This window comes from Acinetobacter pollinis (assembly GCF_015627175.1).
Lineage (GTDB): Bacteria > Pseudomonadota > Gammaproteobacteria > Pseudomonadales > Moraxellaceae > Acinetobacter > Acinetobacter pollinis.
Map to the genome: position 1 here is coordinate 89,472 of NZ_VTDQ01000004.1, position 17,398 is coordinate 106,869.

Consider the following 17,398-nt stretch of genomic DNA (forward strand, 5'->3'; position numbering starts at 1 on the left):
TAAAATCACAAGAGCACAATTTCTCTTGTGATTTTTAAAATTTAATCTTCGGTAATCTTTGATTTTCAGCGCTGAGAAAGGCAAAATAACCCATCATTTTTATAAAGCTTCGGATACAGGATAGACCTATGTCTCGATGGTTATCGCCACTTATGGCGTTCTGTTTGTCATTTATGCTAATTAGTACGTTTGCACCGATGGTTGGACTATCGTTAGATAGACAATTAGATTTCTGGGCATTGTGGCTAATTACTGTATTTATTCTCGCATTGCCTTTTGCGTATGGAGAATTTGCACTCATAAAACGCGCAAAAACAACAGCTTTAAATGCACTTATGAGTTTAACCAGAGAAGCAGATGCTTCGATGCAATGGCGAATTGTAGGTTGGTTATCTGTAATATTTATGCCTTTTCTTGCAGGAGGAATGATTGCAAATACAGCGCATATAGGATTGTCCCTTTTGCATTTTTCTTGGTCTGAAAGTATTTCATTTCTAATTCTTGCAGGCATTGCTTTTGTACTTTCATTCTTGCCACGTCAAATTCTTATTATTCTAAGTGCAATTGCTGTCGTTGCAGCTATAGTCATGGGTAAAATGTTTGGTACACCATTGACTGCATGGCACATGACACCAGTGACACTGAGTGAATGGGGAAGTGCTGTATTACTTACATTGGTTGCAAGTGGACTAGGATTGGGTGTTTATGCCCAGTTCAATGCTCAGGCTGCAAAAGTAACAGAAAATACAACACCTTTAGTTTTACCTGTTTGGGTAGCACAGATATTAGCAGTTGTTGTATTCGGATTTTTCTCAGCTCAAACTGAAATATCTGAATTAACTTTATTAACAACTATGGTCTTTGGTGCTGCATTACTTTTACAGTTTGCTAAACAGCAGTTACAAGAGCGCCAAGTTTCCATTATTGTGCAATATGCTATTTTGCTTGCCCCATTGTGTATATGGACTATGACAGTTGCATTGCCTGTACTTAATATGGTGATGATGCTGTGGGGCTTAGTCACTTGTTTAATTTATGCTATTTTCGTGGGCTGGATTATGAAAATTAGCCATTTACGAAAAGCATTAAACTTTAGCAATGAAATGGTTTATAACGTGTGGCGTATTGCTATACGAGTGATTGCGCCATTGTCCATTATATTGGCAATTGTAGGTGTTGTTTTAGGTAGATTTTAAATGGATTATATTTGGGTTGTCTATGCAGGGGAGTCGAAGCAATTTCATCTGCAATTAGATTTCCAAGAAGGCATGACCATACAGCAAGCCATTTCACAAAGCGGTTTATTAGACCAAGTCACTTTACCAGATCCCTTGCATGTGGGTATCTTTGGTCAACAAATTTCTGATTTAGATCGATATGTTCATCGCGGTGACAGAATAGAGATTTATAGACCTTTAAAGATAAATCCAAAAGATATACGCCGTAATCGTGCTGCAAAAAATCCCGTAGGATGTATTACGAAGGGTAATCGGTTTAAGCAATTATCTTGAACGAAAGAAAAACCCCATGAATTGGGGTTTTTCTTTGACTGTAATCACTAAATGTCATTACAATTATGGCATGTTTACGATACCTTCTTTGGTTGGTGGTAAGCCAGGTTGTGCATTTGGAATACTGTCTAATCCCTCAACTTTACTTACGTTACCTGTATCATCGAAGTAAACACTAAGGTGTTGTCCTTTTGCCTCAGGAATCTTTGCTTTTTTAGCATATGTTCCTGGGATATAATTGTAAATATAATCCCAACGCAATGGATTTAGTGGATCAGCAATTGTTGGGCTACCTAACAAGAAGCGTACTTGTTGGTAACTCATACCAGGCTGCACTTGAGATGCTTGTGCTTTGGTTAAAGGCGTTCCTTGAGGAATGTCAATTTTATAGACACAACCTGCGAGCAATGAACTGACGAGTAACGTCGTCAAAATAATTTTTTGCATTTTGCTACACTATCCAAATCAATTTTGATGCATTTAGTCTAAGGATAGATCATACTGCATCTAAACTCTATTGCATATTCCTACTTAAAAATTGTTGAGAGACTTTTCATGGCTATTTCGAATCAAGACTTACGTAAAGCAGGACTGAAGGTAACCCTTCCAAGAATTAAAATATTAGAGCTTCTTGAAAATTCTAAACCTCACCATTTAAGTGCTGAAGACATTTATAAAACTTTGCTCGACCAAGGTGAGGATGTAGGATTAGCGACTGTATATCGTGTACTTACTCAGTTTGAGTCTGCAGGAATCGTGCAACGTCTTAATTTTGAAAACAATCATTCTGTATTTGAAATTATGCAAGACAGTCATCATGATCACCTTGTATGCCAAAACTGTAATAAAGTACTTGAATTTACCAATGATATTATTGAACACGAACAGCATGAAGTTGCCAAAAAGTTTGGTTTCACGCTTACAGGTCACTCTTTAAACCTATATGGTTTTTGTGATGAGCCTGAATGTCAGGAAGTTGCACGTAAAAAATAGTTTGCTACATAAGTCAAACAATTCAATAAGTAAAAAGGCAGCCTAAGCTGCCTTTTTATATTTATGACTGACCATCGAAGGTAAGTTTTTGAGTTGAGGAAGAACCCTCATCGGAAGATAGTTTGATTTTTAACCTTAGATCGTTTGGTGTATCTGCATGTTTTAAAGCTTCTTCATAACTGATCACATCTTCTTTATATAGGTCAAAAAGTGCATGATCAAACGTTTGCATTCCTAACTCTCTAGATTTACTCATAACCGTTTTAATGTCATTAATTTGACCTTTGCGGATGTAATCTGAAATGAGTGGACTATTAATCATAATTTCAATTGCTGCACGTCTAGACTTTTTATCTACTGTTGGAACAAGCTGTTGTGCAACGATTGCCCTTAAGTTTAAAGACAAATCCATATAAATTTGATTTTGCTTTTCAGTTTCAAAAAAGTGAGTAATACGATCTAGCGCTTGGTTTGCATTGTTTGCATGCAATGTTGCTAAAACAAGGTGACCTGTTTCCGCAAACGCAAGGGCATAGTCCATAACTTCTTTTGTACGAATTTCACCGATAAGAATCACATCAGGTGCTTGGCGCAGTGTGTTTTTTAATGCGACTTCAAATGATGCCGTATCAATTCCGACTTCTCGTTGAGTAACGATACAACCTGCATGATTATGAATAAATTCAATAGGATCTTCTACAGTAATAATATGACCTGTTGAATGTTCATTACGGTATCCAATAAGCGATGCCAAAGATGTCGATTTACCTGTACCTGTGCCACCTACAAATAAAATAATACCTCTTTTACTCATAATGAGTTCTTTCAGTACACCGGGAAGCTTTAGACTGTCTACAGATGGAATTTTATGTTCGATACGACGGATCACCATACCCGGTAAATCTCTTTGATAAAAAGCACTTACACGGAAACGACGATCTTTCTCACGGTTCGTAATGGCAAAATTACATTCTTTGGTTTTGTTGAACTCTTCCTTTTGTGTGTCACTCATAATTGAATGAATCAACTGCTTGATCATATCTCCATTTAATTTCGTACTAGAGATAGGAATCAGTTGACCATTGATCTTCATAGAGGGTTCGCGATCTGCTGTGATAAACATATCAGATCCCTTTCTTTCACTCATTAAATTGAGCAAATCATTAAAATCCATACTCATTGTTTTTCACACCTATCGCTTAATAGAATGATTCAGGAGTTTTAGCAACCGATTGTGCTGCCTGTTTAGTAATTAGACCTTGAGCAACAAGCTTTTTAAGGCTTTGATCAAGCGTAGTCATACCTTGTGCTGAGCCTGTTTGTATTGCCGAATACATTTGAGCAACTTTATTTTCACGAATAAGGTTACGAATTGATGGAACACCAAGCATAATTTCGTGGGCAGCTACCCGACCACCGCCTGTTTTTTTCAGTAATGTTTGTGAAATAACAGCTTGTAATGACTCAGAAAGCATTGAACGAATCATATCTTTTTCTTCTGCTGGGAAGACATCTACAATACGGTCAATCGTTTTTGCAGCAGAGGTCGTATGGAGTGTACCTAATACAAGGTGCCCCGTCTCTGCAGCACTTAGTGCTAAGCGGATTGTTTCTAAATCACGCATCTCACCTACAAGAATAATATCTGGATCTTCACGCAATGCAGAACGTAGAGCAGGTGTAAACCCATGTGTGTCGCGGTGTACTTCACGTTGGTTAATTAGGCATTTTTTTGATTCATGTACAAATTCGATTGGATCTTCAACAGTTAGAATATGCTCGTAGCGGTTTTCATTAATATAGTCGAGCATTGCTGCAAGTGTTGTCGATTTACCAGAACCTGTTTGTCCTGTCACTAAAATGATTCCACGAGGAGTATCGCAGAGCTTTTTAAAAATCTCTCCCATGCCTAAGTCGTCAAGTGTGAGTACTTTAGAAGGAATGGTACGAAATACAGCCCCAGCACCACGATTTTGATTAAAAGCATTCACACGAAAACGAGAAAGGTTTGGAACTTCAAACGAAAAATCAATTTCTAAACGTTCTTCAAAGTCATGTCGTTGTTGGTCATTCATGATGTCATAAACAAGACGATGTACTTCTTTGTGTGAAAGGGCAGGTAAATTAATGCGTCTTACGTCCCCATCTACACGAATCATTGGCGGTAACCCTGCAGATAGGTGTAAGTCAGAAGCTTTATGCTGTACACCAAACGCCAGTAATTCTGTAATGTCCATAGATTATCCCCAATACAATGTTATCAAACGTATAATTCTTATAGAATGATAGCGATTTTCTGAGAATCAGACCAATGCTTTTCTGTTATAAATAGGAAAAATTTCATGTATCAATTTTTAAAAGCAAGGCAAGGTGTTCTTGCACAGATTGAACAGGCTTGTCAGCAAGCACAACGAAATGTGAGTGAGGTACAGCTATTGGCTGTTTCAAAGACACATCCAAGTTCTGCTTTAAACGCAATGTATGAATCTGGACAACGTGCATTTGGAGAAAATTACCTACAAGAAGCATTGCAAAAAATTTCAGATTTAAAAGCACTCGATATTGAATGGCATTTTATAGGTCATGTGCAAAGAAATAAAACCAAACTGCTGGCTGAAAACTTTGCATGGGTTCATGGTGTAGATAGACTTATTATTGCACAAAGGTTATCGCAACAGCGTCCTGAGCAGTTAGCACCAATCAATATTTGTATACAAGTTAATATCGATCATCAAGACAGTAAAGATGGTTGTCACCCAGATGAAGTATTGGCATTAGTGAACGACATTATACAACTGCCCAATATTCACTTACGTGGGCTAATGGTCATACCTGCACCAAATCATACTCAAGCATTTACAGATGCAAAGCAATTATTTGAAAAAGTACGTGAAAATTATCCAAATTTAACGACTTGGGATACACTGAGTATGGGAATGTCTGGTGATTTGTTGGATGCAATTCAAGCGGGATCAACTATGGTGCGTATTGGTACCGCACTTTTCGGACAGCGTGATTATCAGTAAAGGAATATAAGCGTTGCAACCTCAAACCAAATATATTGCACTTTTAGTGGCACTGACATTTTTTATGGAAAATTTAGATGCCACTATTATCGTAACTGCTTTACCAACCATGGCAAAGACATTTAATGTGATGCCAATCGATTTAAATATTGGAATTAGTGCATACCTCTTGGCCGTTGCAACTTTTATTCCTATTAGCGGTTGGCTTGCAGATCGTTTTGGCGCAAGAACGATATTTATGAGTGCAATTGTCCTTTTTACAATCGCCTCTGTCTTATGTGGTTTAAGTACCAGTTTAGAGATGTTTATTTTTGCTCGCGTACTCCAAGGCATTGGGGGGGCAATGATGGTTCCTGTTGGGCGCTTGGTAGTTATTCGTAAAGCACCAAAAAATGAGTTGGTTCGAGCAATTGCTTATATTACTTGGCCGGGTCTTGTAGCACCTATTATTGGGCCCGCCTTAGGTGGTTTAATTGTTACGCATGTCTCATGGCAATGGATTTTTTACATTAATATTCCTTTAGGAGCAGCAGCGATTTATGCGAGCTATCAATTAATTGAAAATGTAAAAAATAATGATGTTGGTCAATTTGACTTTATTGGATTTACTTTATTGGCAACGGCGTGCTTAAGCGTGATGTATGCCATGGAAAAATTAGGACAACAGCTAGATCAGATGATGCCATATTTGCTATTAGCAGCATTTGGGGTTGCCATTTTTATGGTTGCTATTGCTTATATGAAGCGTATTCAGTATCCATTACTTAAATTTGATGCATTTCAGCAAGAAACATTCTCTGTCAGTATTATTGGAGGTTCAATTTTCCGAATCTCGATGAGTGCGATTCCTTTTCTACTTCCACTTTTGTTTCAGCTTTCTTTTGGGTTAAGTGCATTCCAAGCAGGATTACTCATTTTGACTGTTTTTGTTGGAAACTTAGTCATGAAACCCTTTACTACAAGACTGATGAAACATTTTGGATTTAGGAAAATTTTGATTGTAAATGGAATAATTGGAGCATGTACGATAGCCAGTTCAGCGCTATTTACTCCTCAAACACCATGGATAATTATGATTATACTCATGTTTATAAGTGGTTTAAGTCGTTCTTTACAATTTACGTGTTACAACAGTCTAAGTTTTGCAGATGTATTGCCTAAAGATAAAAGATATGCCACGACCCAATTTAGTTTGTTTTTTCAAATTAGTTTAGGTATTGGGGTTGCACTTGCTGCATTAATTTTGCGTGCAACCATGTATATGCATGGACATGCACAGGCAGAACTCATCGACTTTCAAATTACATTCTTAATGATTGCTTTCGTGTCGCTATTTGCTTTAATCGATGCTTTTCTTTTAGCAAAAGATGCAGGTGATAGCGTAAGTGGATATCAACATCGTTTAAATTAACCAATAATTTCAATCTGACTGGTGCCTGAGCCCACTGATTTTACTTGAACTTGTACAGGAATACGTTCATGCATTTCTTGTACATGAGAAATTAGAATGACTTTACGTCCTTGGCTTTGCAGACGATCTAAAGCATCCATCACAATGTGCAAGGACGAGGGATCTAAGGTGCCAAACCCTTCATCAATAAATAAAGACTCTAAACGCATGGCGCCAGAGGCCATATTTGCAATTGCTAGTGCAAGTGCTAAAGATACTAAGAAAGTTTCTCCGCCTGAAAGGGAGAGTACAGGACGAACTTCACTATTCATCTCATGGTCGATAATTGCAAGTCCTAAGCTGTGTTCAATACGTTTAAGCTCATAGCGTGCAGATAATGGTTGTAATTGTTGATTTGCATATTCAATTAGAATATCTAAATGATGTTCTTGTGCAATTCTTCTAAATTTAGCTCCATCTTTACTGCCAATTAGCTCAGAAATTTTACCCCATCGATTGACCTGTTCCTGAAGTTCTTCTATGTCTTTTGCATAATGTTTTTGTTGTGCGATTGCTTGTGTATTACTCATTAATTTGGCATTTATTTCATCGCGTGAATGGCTCAGTGTTCGAATTATTTCTTCATTTTCTCTCAGATACTCATCAAGACGATGGAATTCGTTACTAGGCTTCTTTTGCTGATGAATAAGATAACTTTGTTTGGTTTGATCATATTCAGTTTCATAACGAATATGTTGTTGCTGAATATCTTGAATATGCTGTCTAAGCTCTTGAATCTCAGTAGGCGTAGTTTTTAGGCAGTAATCAATTAAAGCATCATCAAAGACAGGATGCGCTTGTTGCCATCGTATTTGTTTTTCTCGCTGTTCTTGTTCATAAGTTTGCCACATTTCTAGATTTTGTTTAAGTGATGTGAGTTCATGCTGTTGGGTGTGGTATAAGTGCTCAATTTCTGAAAATTGATTTTTAATATTACGATATTGTGCATTGAGCTGATTTTTATGATCGTATAAGTACGTTTGCCAATCTTTTATGGTTGCAAATGTAGTAGTTGAATGCCTTTCAATGAGTTGATTAATCTGATCTCTAATATCTAAACCTTGTTGTTTTGTACCCAGTAGTTTTTGCTCTAACGCTGTACATTCTGTATGGGTGGTTGTTTGTTGATGCGCGAGTAATTGTTTTTTATGCACTAATGTATCAATTGACTGCATACATTGTTGATAATTTTGTTGAGTATGATGAAGTTGTTTAATACTTAAAATATAGCGATTTATACAATCTAACGGAGCTTGCTTCCATTGAGTTTTTTCATTGTCTGTTAACAGATGTCTATCTATAAATTGAACTAATTTTTCGAATTGCTCAATTTGATAGATAATATTTGCTTCTTGATTTTGTTGCTTAAGTTCCTGTTTAAAAGATATTAAAATTTGTTCTTCTGCCTGAAGGGTGATACTCAGGTGCGAAAGTGTAGATTCCAATATATTAATTTCATACTCAAGTACAGTATATGACTGCTCTAAGGAGAACTCTAGTGTTAATTTTTTAAAGAGTTCTTCAATTTGATTCCAATGTTCAATTTGATCATTATTTGCCTTGATCATGTCATTTCTTAGATGATGAACGGTATTTTCTAAGCGTAAATAATGTTGCTGACTGGTCTGCCATTGCGTAAAAGCATAATCCTTACGTTGTCTCGCTTCTTCTTCTTGCTGTTGATGAATGCTATTTATCGCATCCTCTAATAGTGATTTTTGTTCAATGTAAGGATGTGCTTTACTTCCACATACGGGGCAAGGATTATCTGTGGTTAATGCAGCACGTAGGCGAGTGATATGTTCTGACTGAATTAGCTTTTGTTCATTAATTATTTTTTGCAGCGCCGTCAGTTCCTGCTCAGCATTTGTAAAGGTTTCGTGACTTTTCTGAACGATTTCTTGTTCAGCTAACAGTATATTTTCTTGTTGTTTAATATCATCTTCTTGGTGCTTAATTTGCTGTTTCTTTTCATTATAATGTTTTAAATGTTGATAGAGTTGTTCAGCCAGTTGTTTTTGCGATTTTTGTGTGTCATAGACTGCTTGGTGTTGCTGATAATTGGTTTCTAATTGATCTAAGTTGCCATATGTTTTGATCGTTTGTTCGATGTTTCTTTGACGGGTCTCGTAACTTTGTTTGAATTGTACTATGTCAAACGACTCGGATTGCTGTCGATAGATATCTTGCCCAAGACGTTCAATTTCGTAGAGCTTATCGATATTTGCTTTAGGCTCTTCGGCAAGTTTTGAAAGAAACTGATATTTTTCAATATCTAACTCGAATTGTTTTTGTTGTGAAATTAAATTATTTTCTTGAATACTTATATGATTGAGTGCTTCTTCATGTTGTGTTCGTAATTTTGTTTTTTCATGAAGGTCATTTTTGATGTTTTGGTATTGTATTAGATAATGTTCACGCTTTGCATCGAGTTCAAAGCCTTTTTGTAGTTCAGGTTGAAGTTGTTGTAATTGATTTTCATAATTTGAAATATCTTCTTCATATTTTCGTACAAGCGTTTCTTGTTCTAAAAAGCGCTGTTGAGTCTGCTGAAACTGTTGTTTATAGTCAGTATAGTGTTGTCTAGATTGCTCTTGTTGTTGTTTGGCTTTAATCACTTCTTGATAAGTATTTTGTATTTCAGAAAATTCACTGAGATGTTGAAGTTGCTTTTTATACTTCGCTACTTGGGACTTTTCTACTTTTACTTTCTCTAAATTTTGTTCTTGCTCATTTATTTTATTTTCTAAGCGAGTTTGCTCCATGTACCATTGTTTTGCATATTCAAGCTGTTGTTGCTTGAGCTGTATAGCTTTAATCTCATAATCCAATTCGTGTTTATTCTTTTCAAAACTCTGTACTTCTTCTATAGATAACAGTTGGATATGCTGTGAAAATTCTTGTTTTTTATCAAGTTCGACTTTAATTTCTTTGGTTTTTTCAAAAGCACGCTGGCTAATTAAGCTAAAAATATTTGAATTTGTTAAATACTCGAGTAAGGCCGCCCGCTCATGATCTTTTGCTTTTAGAAAAGCACCCACCTCAGATTGTGCAAGTAATACAGCACGTGTAAATTGTTCAAAGCTTAAACCAATTAAGGATTGGATACACGGATTACATTCTGAAATCTTCTGTGTCAGTACACGATTGTCTTCTAAACAGGTTACAGCGCGATCGACTTTTAGGTTGCCATTGAGTTTTTTATAAGAGCGACGTATATCCCATCGTGCCCGATACCTTTTTTGATCAAGTGCAATAAATTCGACTTCTGAAAACCCACTAATTGCACCACGGCGTAAGATATGTTTAGTGTCTTTAATGGAAATATCTTGACCACTTACATCTGTTAGGCTACCTAATGCACCATTTAAACGTGGAATTTGATCAAAAAGTGCTAGGCACATTGCATCTAAAAGCGTCGATTTTCCTGCACCTGTTTTACCTGTAATTGCTATCAATCCTGCATTTGCTAAGGGCTGTGATTCAAAATCTATACAGTGTTCGCCTGCAATAGAAGCAAGATTACTTAAGCGTAAGCACAATATTTTCATGAGCTATCCTTCATTCGATGTTGTGTTTTTATGCTGCATTTCTTCAGCTTCATGGAGCAGAGTTAAAAAGTCTTGTTTGACTTGGTTGTCTGTATCGTAGCCCATGTTTTCCCATATTTGCTCAAATAAGCTTTCTGGTGTAGGTGGCTCTAAATCGATTTTTGAAATTGGTTGGTTTTTATCCTCTGATTTAATGACAGGTTTACGCATAATTCTTGTAAGTCGATAGCGTTGCTTAGGTAAAAGTTCTTCAATTTGTTGACGTAAATTGAGGGGAGGTGGTGTATAGCTGTAATATTCAATATCTACAAATTCACGTTCATCTACAGGAAGAGAGCCTTCACTGGGTAGATTTTCTAACTGATGAAAGATTTCTTTTAACTCACCTTTAAGTGCGTGTAGCGTTATTGATCTAGGGATAATTAATTTTTCATACGTTATTTGATCTTGTGTGACTTGATTGGGATCAATATGAATATCTAGTACTTGATGGTTGTAATGAAGTTCACTAAAGGATAGTGGAATGGGCGAACCACTATAACGGATGTGTGTATGACCTACTTTTTGAGGCTTATGTAGATGTCCAAGTGCAACATAATCTACATCTTTATGAAAAAGGTCAGTCGAAAGAGCATCTTGGTTTCCAATGACAATACAACGCTCAGAATCTGATTCCTGTCCACCTTGCATATGGGCATGAGACATGACAATAAGTGCTTGTTCGTGTGTTTTACGCCGTTTGGCTTCTTCGATAAGTGTTTTATGGAGATAGCAAATAGCAGATTCATTGTCCTGCGTATGCTCATTGAAGCCTGTAATTTCAGCAGGTCTTAGAAAGGGAAGAGCCACACACCAAGCAACAATAGTTCGGTTTTTATCGTAGATAGGTAAAATGAGATGATCTAAGTTAAGTTGTTTATCTTCTGTCCATTGAATAATACCAACAGCTTTTGCATTATATTTTTCAAGTAAAGGGTCAACTTGCTCGATACGATAGCCTGAGTCATGGTTCCCTGCAATCATGAGGGTTTGCATATGGGGGGCAATTTCATGAGCACGTGCTAGAAACTGATAAAGTTGTTTTTGTGAGGCCGAGGATGGATTAACAATGTCAAAAATATCGCCAGCAATAAGTAGTGCATGTGGTTGTTTTTCTAGTATTTGTTTAAGTAACCAAGTTAAAAATTTTTCATGTTCAAAATGGCGGGAGTAGTTATGAAAAAGTTGCCCTAAATGCCAGTCTGAAGTATGAAAAAAATGTACAGTCATGAGTTACTCTTGTCTAAAAGCTAGCAGAGGTAATTTAACAGAGTTTTTTTAAATATTGAATATTTCTTACAAGAGGTATGCTATAACTGTAGAAAATAGAAGAATATAGGCATGCAATGACCATACATTATTATAATGTTTCTATAACTTGGGAAGGAAACCTAGGTGAAGGAACAACCTCTTATAAAAGCATATCAAAGAGATTTTAAAATTACACATCCTCATAAACCTACTATTTTAGGCTCTGCCGATCCTGCATATTTAGGCGATAAAAGCAGATGGAACCCAGAAGACCTGATGCTTTCGGCTGCTTCAGCATGTCACAAACTATGGTATCTACATCTTTGCGCAATCAATGGTATTCATATTGTTGCTTATACTGATGATGCAGAAGCAGAAATGGAAGATTATCACCCTATAAAAAGGGGGCATATTACACAAATCTGTTTGAATCCACGTATCACTTTAAAACAAGGTGCAAACTTAGAGCTTGCAAAGAAATTACATGATTTGGCTCATCATGAATGTATGGTTGCAAATTCGGTGAATTTTCCCATTTACTGCAAACCTATATTTTCTTTTAATACTTAAAAAATAACCGACGTATTATATGTCGGTTTTATTTAAGATTTTGCGCAATAATTATTATAATAGAAATCATATACTTTGATTGTTAAATATAAATGACAATAAAAAAAGAGCCAAAATTGGCTCTTTTTTTATTTTACGGCTTAACCTACTTTTTTAGGTGCGTGATGATGTTTTTTGTGTGCATGCTTCTTATGGTGCACTTTTTTTGCATGGTGTTTGTGATGTGGTGCTGGTTGTGGTGCAGCAGGTGCAGCCATTGCTGTTGCTGTGAATGCAGTTGCAGTAAGACCAAGTGCTAATACAGATAATATTTTTTTCATAAATTAAATCTCTCGTGAGTAAAGTTGGGTTTAAATCTCGATAAACCTATAATGAACGAAAGATGTGGATTATTTATGGACGAAATATATCAACTTATATTGTCTAAGATACATATCATAGTGGTTCGACAGAACTTAAGTTAAGAGATTTTTATATTATGAAAAAATTAATAAAGAATTAATATTCATCTTTTTTGAATATCTAAGTAAGACGACATCGATAGATTTTATCTAAAAACTTAGCCAAAATGGTAGATATAGAAAAATAAAAGCCAATGATCCGAGTGATGAAGAATCATTGGCTCAAAAAAGTCTTTTCGAGTGGGTTATTTTTAGAATACCCAAGACAAGTCGAGTTTTTATCTCTGACTAAAGCCACTAGATAATCACTTTCTTATCTAGTTTTGAGGCTTTGTACCCTATATAACGTTAGAATTTTTAAATAGGTTGACAAAGAAATCAAAAAAAATTAAAAAAATAAATAAATTTTAAAGTTGGTTCATTTTGAAAATCTCTCTTAAAAAATATTATGCATGGTTTTTATTGTTTTGTTTTCTTATGACTTGCATAAGTGGTGTGTTGGCGACTGTTTTACCACGTGAATTATCACTTGTTTTCATGGTTCTTCCTTATTTGGTCTCGATGATTGCTGTTCTATATTTATTTTTGAAGCAACACCGCCGTGCACCAACAGTTGAAGAGAGAAAAAGATTTACGCTAAGTTTAAATCTTCTTTTTTGGCTATTTAATTTAAGTGGTTTCTTTTTAGGACTACTTTGGATTTCTTTTTCTGAGCCTGAAATTTGGCAATATACAATCAAGATGCTTTTTCAGCCTGCAACGTTAATGATTATCGGCTTATTTTTTATTGTAATTGCATTGCCTTTAATTGCTGTGACATTTTGGTTTTATGGAAAACAGGCTGAACGTATGGCTTTAAAAATGTTTGGTCATAGATAATAGTTGACTGGGTTGGTAGGGGGTTGGGTCTTCAATACAGGGCTGCTTTAATATAAGTTGTCTAAGAAGTCGTGCAGATGCTGCTCCCATACACAGACCGTTACGGAAGTGTCCTGTATTAAGCCAAAGATTACTTAGTTGTGGGTAGGTACCAATATATGGAATACCAGCTGGAGAGCTAGGACGTAGACCCGTCCATTGTTTAATAATGGGAAACTTTTGTAGCTCAGGAATCATTTCGAAACAAGCATTTAATATATTTTGTTGTGTGTGCATGCAAAGAGCTTTATCAAACCCAATATCTTTCATGCTAGAACCACAAACAATATGACCATCTTTACGTGGAATAAGATACATTACCTCATTCATGCACATGGTAGTTAACCAGTTCTTGGGTGTTTTAAATAAAACCATTTGTCCTTGAATGGGATAGACAGGAATTTGTAGATTAAGCTGAGCTGACCAATTTGCACTCCATGCACCTGTAGCAATAATAGTATGATCATGGGAGTAAATCACTTTTTGCTCATCTTCAATGCCAGTCACATGGCTGTCTTGAATACAGAATTTAGAAATCTTAATATTCTCGTGAAATGTAACGTTTGATTGGTGCTTTAAATAATTAATTAAAGACTGTAAAAGACGAGGATTTCGAACATTGGATAATTCAGGAAAAAAGAGTGCTTCTTGAAATTGTTTTGAAACTTTAGGGTTAAGTTTTTGTATGTCTTTTTGCGTTAAGTGCTGACATATTTGCATAGGTTCTTGGTGAGTGTTTGCATAATTTAGCCCAATATCAAAATCCTTTTGGTCAAAAATAAGCATACCTGTTTGTTGTATTTGAAAATCAATTCCTGTAGTAGGAAGAAGTTTCTGATTCCATTCGGTATAGAGTGCTTTTGCGTGTTTTGCTAGTGCATTTACCGGTTGAGGGTATCTCCAAGGATACATGGGCGATAAAATTCCACCACCAGCCCAAGAAGCTTCGCGACCTGCTTGTTGTTGGTCATAGATGTGAACTTCAATACCTTGTTCCGATAGCTCTAGTGCAGACATGAGTCCATTAATGCCTGCACCAATAATTGCAACATTCATGAATTGAAGTTATTTCATTTCTTTTAGTTTGCGTGCAGCATCTTCTGCAAAATAGGTCCAAATACCGTCTGCACCTGCACGGCGACAGCCCAATAAAGACTCTAAAATAACACTTTCTGAAAGCCAACCATTTTGAATAGCACCTGCAAGCATTGCATATTCACCACTCACTTGATATATGAATGTAGGAATACCAAATGTATCTTTTACTTCACGAACAACATCTAGATACGGCATACCTGGTTTAACAATAACCATGTCTGCACCTTCTTGGATATCTAATGCAATTTCATGAAGTGCTTCTGCGCGATTTCCAAAATCCATTTGATAGTTATTTTTATTGGCACCTTTTAGGTTCCCTGATGAGCCTACAGCATCACGGAAAGGGCCATAAAAACTAGAGGCATATTTTGCCGAATAGGCCATAATGTTTGTATAGATATGTCCATTTGCTTCTAGTGCGTGTCGAATGGCACCAATTCTTCCATCCATCATATCGCTCGGTGCAATGACATCAGCCCCAGCTTCTGCATGACTTAAAGCTTGTTTTACTAAGCATTCAACAGTTTCATCATTAAGTACGTAACCTGTTTCGTCTGTAATACCATCTTGGCCATGCGTTGTATATGGATCTAAAGCCCCATCTGTAATGAGTACCATTTCTGGTAGTTCTTTTTTGAGTAAGCGGCAAGTTTGCTGTACTAAACCATCTTCTCGCCAAGCTGCTTCGGCAGTCAGGCTTTTGTCTTCCTGTGGTGTTACGGGGAAGAGAGCTAGTTTTGAAACACCTAGTTCTAATAATGTTTCTGCTTTTTTTAAGAGGAGGTCTGCAGATAGGCGCTGAATATTCGGCATACTCGGTATATCTTGTGATTTTTTTTCACCGGGAAGCACAAAGACAGGATAAATTAAATGATCACTCGTCAGGTGTGTTTCTGTTACCATGGATCTTAATTTGTCATTTTTTCGAATTCTACGCATGCGTGTTGCAGGAAAAGCAGGACGATTGAACGTATATGTCATCACAATCTCGATCATCAAGGTTTAAATTGACTGTTATTGTAGACCTTTAGAAAAAAAATTGGGAAAAAATCTCAATTTTCATATATTTGTTATAAATAAGCTGTTTTCTCAGATAATAATATTAAAATCATGCAGTTAAGTTTTGAGAAATAATTTAATTTTAATGTATTATATTATTAATTAAATCGAAGTATTGTTTTAATTAATATGAATTTTATATATGAAATGAATAGCTTATATTGAGCTATAGGTATATTTGTAAAGTATTATAAATATGAAAATTATAAGAATTAACTATTCAATTATTGATCAATAAAATATTAATATTCTCATATTTTGATTTTTTAGTTTAATATTTGCAGTCTAATATCTATGTAAGATACGAAGCAAATCGTGTTTTCAGTACATGCACACACATGATGCAGTATCGCCAAAATAAGAGTGATTTATAGGGTTAAATATGACTGAAGAACAGACTCCCGCTTCTCAGCAAACAGTACAAAAAGCGCCAGCTTCTCAAGCAAAATCAACACGTAAAAAATGGTTATCTATCGTTGCAATCTTATTTATCATTTGTGCAATTATTTATATTGTATGGACCGTGTTCTTTAGTCATGTTGAAGATACAGACAATGCCTATGTGGGTGCAGATACTGCTCAAGTAAGCTCTATGGTTGGTGGACAGGTGAAAAGTGTGTCGGTTGAAGACACGCAACGTGTCAAAGCAGGTGATGTATTGGTTGTGATTGATGATAGAGATGCAAAAATTTCTTTAGCACAGGCAGAAGCAGATTTAGCAAAAGTTAAGCGTCAATATACGCAGACGCAGGCCAATAGTGGTTCTTTATCTTCTCAGATTCAATCGACTCACGATGCAATACAAAGTCAGAAAGCACAAGTGGAAAAAGCGAAAGCAGACTTGGAAAAAGCAACAGCTGATTTTAAACGCCGTCAAGAACTTAGTGCTTCTGGTGCAATTTCTAAAGAAGAATATGCAACGTCACAAAATGCTTTAAATACAGCAAAAGCCAATTATGGTGTTGCTCAGGCTGGCTTATCGCAAGCTGTTTCAAATCAAAAAGTTGCTCAAAGTAATTTAGATGCAAACAATGCTTTAATTAAAGGTTTAGATCAGGAAACTACACCTGATGTACTTGCAGCACAAGCTAAAGTTGACCAAGCGCAACTTAATTTAGATCGTACGGTAATTAAAGCACCTGTTGATGGCATCGTCACCAATCGAAATGTACAAATTGGTCAGACTGTCTCAGTAGGATCTTCGTTAATGCTTGTTGTTCCTGTGAATAAGCTATATGTCGATGCGAATTTTAAAGAAAACCAACTTGCCGATGTAAAACCAGGTCAGTCTGTTACGCTTACATCTGATTTGTATGGTGATGATGTTGTATATCATGGCAAAGTCGTTGGTTTTTCCGGTGGTACAGGCGCAGCATTCGCTTTGATTCCAGCACAGAATGCAACAGGAAACTGGATTAAGGTTGTACAACGATTACCTGTACGCGTGGCATTAGATGAAAAAGAGCTTGAAAAACATCCTTTGCGTGTCGGTTTATCTATGACTGCAAAAGTCGATTTAAAGTCGAAGTAA

The 17,398-nt window shown here is 36.2% G+C and carries 15 protein-coding genes and 1 pseudogene; 8 read left to right on the forward strand and 8 right to left on the reverse strand.

Going from position 1 to position 17,398, the window contains the following annotated elements:
- Positions 1 to 113: 113 nt before the first annotated feature.
- Positions 114 to 1,196 carry a hypothetical protein gene (locus I2F23_RS03095; RefSeq protein ID WP_195771175.1) on the forward strand — a complete coding sequence of 361 codons (1,083 nt, stop codon included), beginning with the start codon at positions 114 to 116 and terminating at the stop codon, positions 1,194 to 1,196.
- Positions 1,197 to 1,511 carry an RnfH family protein gene (locus I2F23_RS03100; protein ID WP_195771107.1) on the forward strand — a complete coding sequence of 105 codons (315 nt, stop codon included), beginning with the start codon at positions 1,197 to 1,199 and terminating at the stop codon, positions 1,509 to 1,511.
- Between the two features lie 63 nt (positions 1,512 to 1,574).
- Here I2F23_RS03100 and I2F23_RS03105 read toward each other — a convergent pair whose 3' ends face one another.
- A complete protein-coding gene (locus I2F23_RS03105; RefSeq protein WP_195771108.1) occupies positions 1,575 to 1,958 on the reverse strand; it encodes an outer membrane protein assembly factor BamE in 384 nt (127 codons plus the stop codon).
- Between the two features lie 108 nt (positions 1,959 to 2,066).
- Between I2F23_RS03105 and fur the strand changes: the two genes are divergently transcribed.
- Positions 2,067 to 2,504 carry a ferric iron uptake transcriptional regulator gene (fur, locus tag I2F23_RS03110; protein ID WP_195771109.1) on the forward strand — a complete coding sequence of 146 codons (438 nt, stop codon included), beginning with the start codon at positions 2,067 to 2,069 and terminating at the stop codon, positions 2,502 to 2,504.
- 61 nt (positions 2,505 to 2,565) lie between these two features.
- Here the strand turns inward: fur and I2F23_RS03115 are convergent, their stop codons facing one another.
- Positions 2,566 to 3,678 carry a PilT/PilU family type 4a pilus ATPase gene (locus I2F23_RS03115; protein ID WP_195771176.1) on the reverse strand — a complete coding sequence of 371 codons (1,113 nt, stop codon included), beginning with the start codon at positions 3,676 to 3,678 and terminating at the stop codon, positions 2,566 to 2,568.
- A gap of 25 nt (positions 3,679 to 3,703) precedes the next feature.
- Complete coding sequence (locus tag I2F23_RS03120; RefSeq protein ID WP_195771110.1) at positions 3,704 to 4,741, reverse strand: type IV pilus twitching motility protein PilT; 1,038 nt, start codon at positions 4,739 to 4,741, stop codon at positions 3,704 to 3,706.
- Between the two features lie 105 nt (positions 4,742 to 4,846).
- On the opposite strand from I2F23_RS03120, the gene I2F23_RS03125 reads away from it, so the two are divergent.
- Positions 4,847 to 5,530, forward strand: a complete 684-nt coding sequence (locus I2F23_RS03125) for a YggS family pyridoxal phosphate-dependent enzyme (RefSeq protein ID WP_195771111.1) — start codon at positions 4,847 to 4,849, stop codon at positions 5,528 to 5,530.
- A gap of 13 nt (positions 5,531 to 5,543) precedes the next feature.
- Positions 5,544 to 6,941, forward strand: coding sequence for a DHA2 family efflux MFS transporter permease subunit (locus I2F23_RS03130; RefSeq protein WP_195771112.1), 1,398 nt, complete (start codon positions 5,544 to 5,546; stop codon positions 6,939 to 6,941).
- On the opposite strand, the gene I2F23_RS03135 is transcribed toward I2F23_RS03130, so the two are convergent.
- The gene (locus I2F23_RS03135) at positions 6,938 to 10,531 is read right to left on the reverse strand and encodes an AAA family ATPase (RefSeq protein ID WP_195771113.1); all 3,594 of its coding nucleotides are present in this window, start codon (positions 10,529 to 10,531) and stop codon (positions 6,938 to 6,940) included. The genes I2F23_RS03130 and I2F23_RS03135 overlap by 4 nt on opposite strands.
- Before the next feature lie 3 nt (positions 10,532 to 10,534).
- A complete protein-coding gene (sbcD, locus tag I2F23_RS03140; RefSeq protein WP_195771114.1) occupies positions 10,535 to 11,800 on the reverse strand; it encodes an exonuclease subunit SbcD in 1,266 nt (421 codons plus the stop codon).
- Between the two features lie 116 nt (positions 11,801 to 11,916).
- Here sbcD and I2F23_RS03145 point away from each other — a divergent pair.
- Positions 11,917 to 12,391 (forward strand): annotated as a pseudogene (locus I2F23_RS03145) (OsmC family protein).
- A gap of 140 nt (positions 12,392 to 12,531) precedes the next feature.
- On the opposite strand, the gene I2F23_RS03150 reads toward I2F23_RS03145, so the two are convergent.
- Complete coding sequence (locus tag I2F23_RS03150; protein WP_195771115.1) at positions 12,532 to 12,711, reverse strand: hypothetical protein; 180 nt, start codon at positions 12,709 to 12,711, stop codon at positions 12,532 to 12,534.
- Between the two features lie 504 nt (positions 12,712 to 13,215).
- On the opposite strand from I2F23_RS03150, the gene I2F23_RS03155 reads away from it, so the two are divergent.
- A complete protein-coding gene (locus tag I2F23_RS03155; protein WP_228284733.1) occupies positions 13,216 to 13,671 on the forward strand; it encodes an ABZJ_00895 family protein in 456 nt (151 codons plus the stop codon).
- Here the strand turns inward: I2F23_RS03155 and thiO are convergent.
- The gene (gene thiO, locus I2F23_RS03160; RefSeq protein WP_195771117.1) at positions 13,648 to 14,766 is read right to left on the reverse strand and encodes a glycine oxidase ThiO; all 1,119 of its coding nucleotides are present in this window, start codon (positions 14,764 to 14,766) and stop codon (positions 13,648 to 13,650) included. The genes I2F23_RS03155 and thiO overlap by 24 nt on opposite strands.
- 9 nt (positions 14,767 to 14,775) lie before the next feature.
- Positions 14,776 to 15,789, reverse strand: a complete 1,014-nt coding sequence (gene hemB / locus I2F23_RS03165; protein WP_195771177.1) for a porphobilinogen synthase — start codon at positions 15,787 to 15,789, stop codon at positions 14,776 to 14,778.
- Positions 15,790 to 16,249: 460 nt separating this feature from the next.
- Between hemB and I2F23_RS03170 the strand changes: the two genes are divergently transcribed.
- On the forward strand, positions 16,250 to 17,398 hold the full coding sequence (locus I2F23_RS03170; RefSeq protein ID WP_195771118.1) for an HlyD family secretion protein: 1,149 nt from the start codon (positions 16,250 to 16,252) through the stop codon (positions 17,396 to 17,398).

What these genes read in the sequence shown, in the direction of transcription:
- I2F23_RS03150 (WP_195771115.1), bottom strand. Translation starts at nt 12,711, where the DNA reads ATGAAAAAAATATTATCTGTATTAGCACTTGGTCTTACTGCAACTGCA.
- I2F23_RS03135 (WP_195771113.1), bottom strand. Translation starts at nt 10,531, where the DNA reads ATGAAAATATTGTGCTTACGCTTAAGTAATCTTGCTTCTATTGCAGGC.
- hemB (WP_195771177.1), bottom strand. Translation starts at nt 15,789, where the DNA reads ATGACATATACGTTCAATCGTCCTGCTTTTCCTGCAACACGCATGCGT.
- I2F23_RS03120 (WP_195771110.1), bottom strand. Translation starts at nt 4,741, where the DNA reads ATGGACATTACAGAATTACTGGCGTTTGGTGTACAGCATAAAGCTTCT.
- fur (WP_195771109.1), top strand. Translation starts at nt 2,067, where the DNA reads ATGGCTATTTCGAATCAAGACTTACGTAAAGCAGGACTGAAGGTAACC.
- I2F23_RS03170 (WP_195771118.1), top strand. Translation starts at nt 16,250, where the DNA reads ATGACTGAAGAACAGACTCCCGCTTCTCAGCAAACAGTACAAAAAGCG.
- sbcD (WP_195771114.1), bottom strand. Translation starts at nt 11,800, where the DNA reads ATGACTGTACATTTTTTTCATACTTCAGACTGGCATTTAGGGCAACTT.
- I2F23_RS03125 (WP_195771111.1), top strand. Translation starts at nt 4,847, where the DNA reads ATGTATCAATTTTTAAAAGCAAGGCAAGGTGTTCTTGCACAGATTGAA.
- I2F23_RS03100 (WP_195771107.1), top strand. Translation starts at nt 1,197, where the DNA reads ATGGATTATATTTGGGTTGTCTATGCAGGGGAGTCGAAGCAATTTCAT.
- I2F23_RS03105 (WP_195771108.1), bottom strand. Translation starts at nt 1,958, where the DNA reads ATGCAAAAAATTATTTTGACGACGTTACTCGTCAGTTCATTGCTCGCA.
- thiO (WP_195771117.1), bottom strand. Translation starts at nt 14,766, where the DNA reads ATGAATGTTGCAATTATTGGTGCAGGCATTAATGGACTCATGTCTGCA.
- I2F23_RS03115 (WP_195771176.1), bottom strand. Translation starts at nt 3,678, where the DNA reads ATGGATTTTAATGATTTGCTCAATTTAATGAGTGAAAGAAAGGGATCT.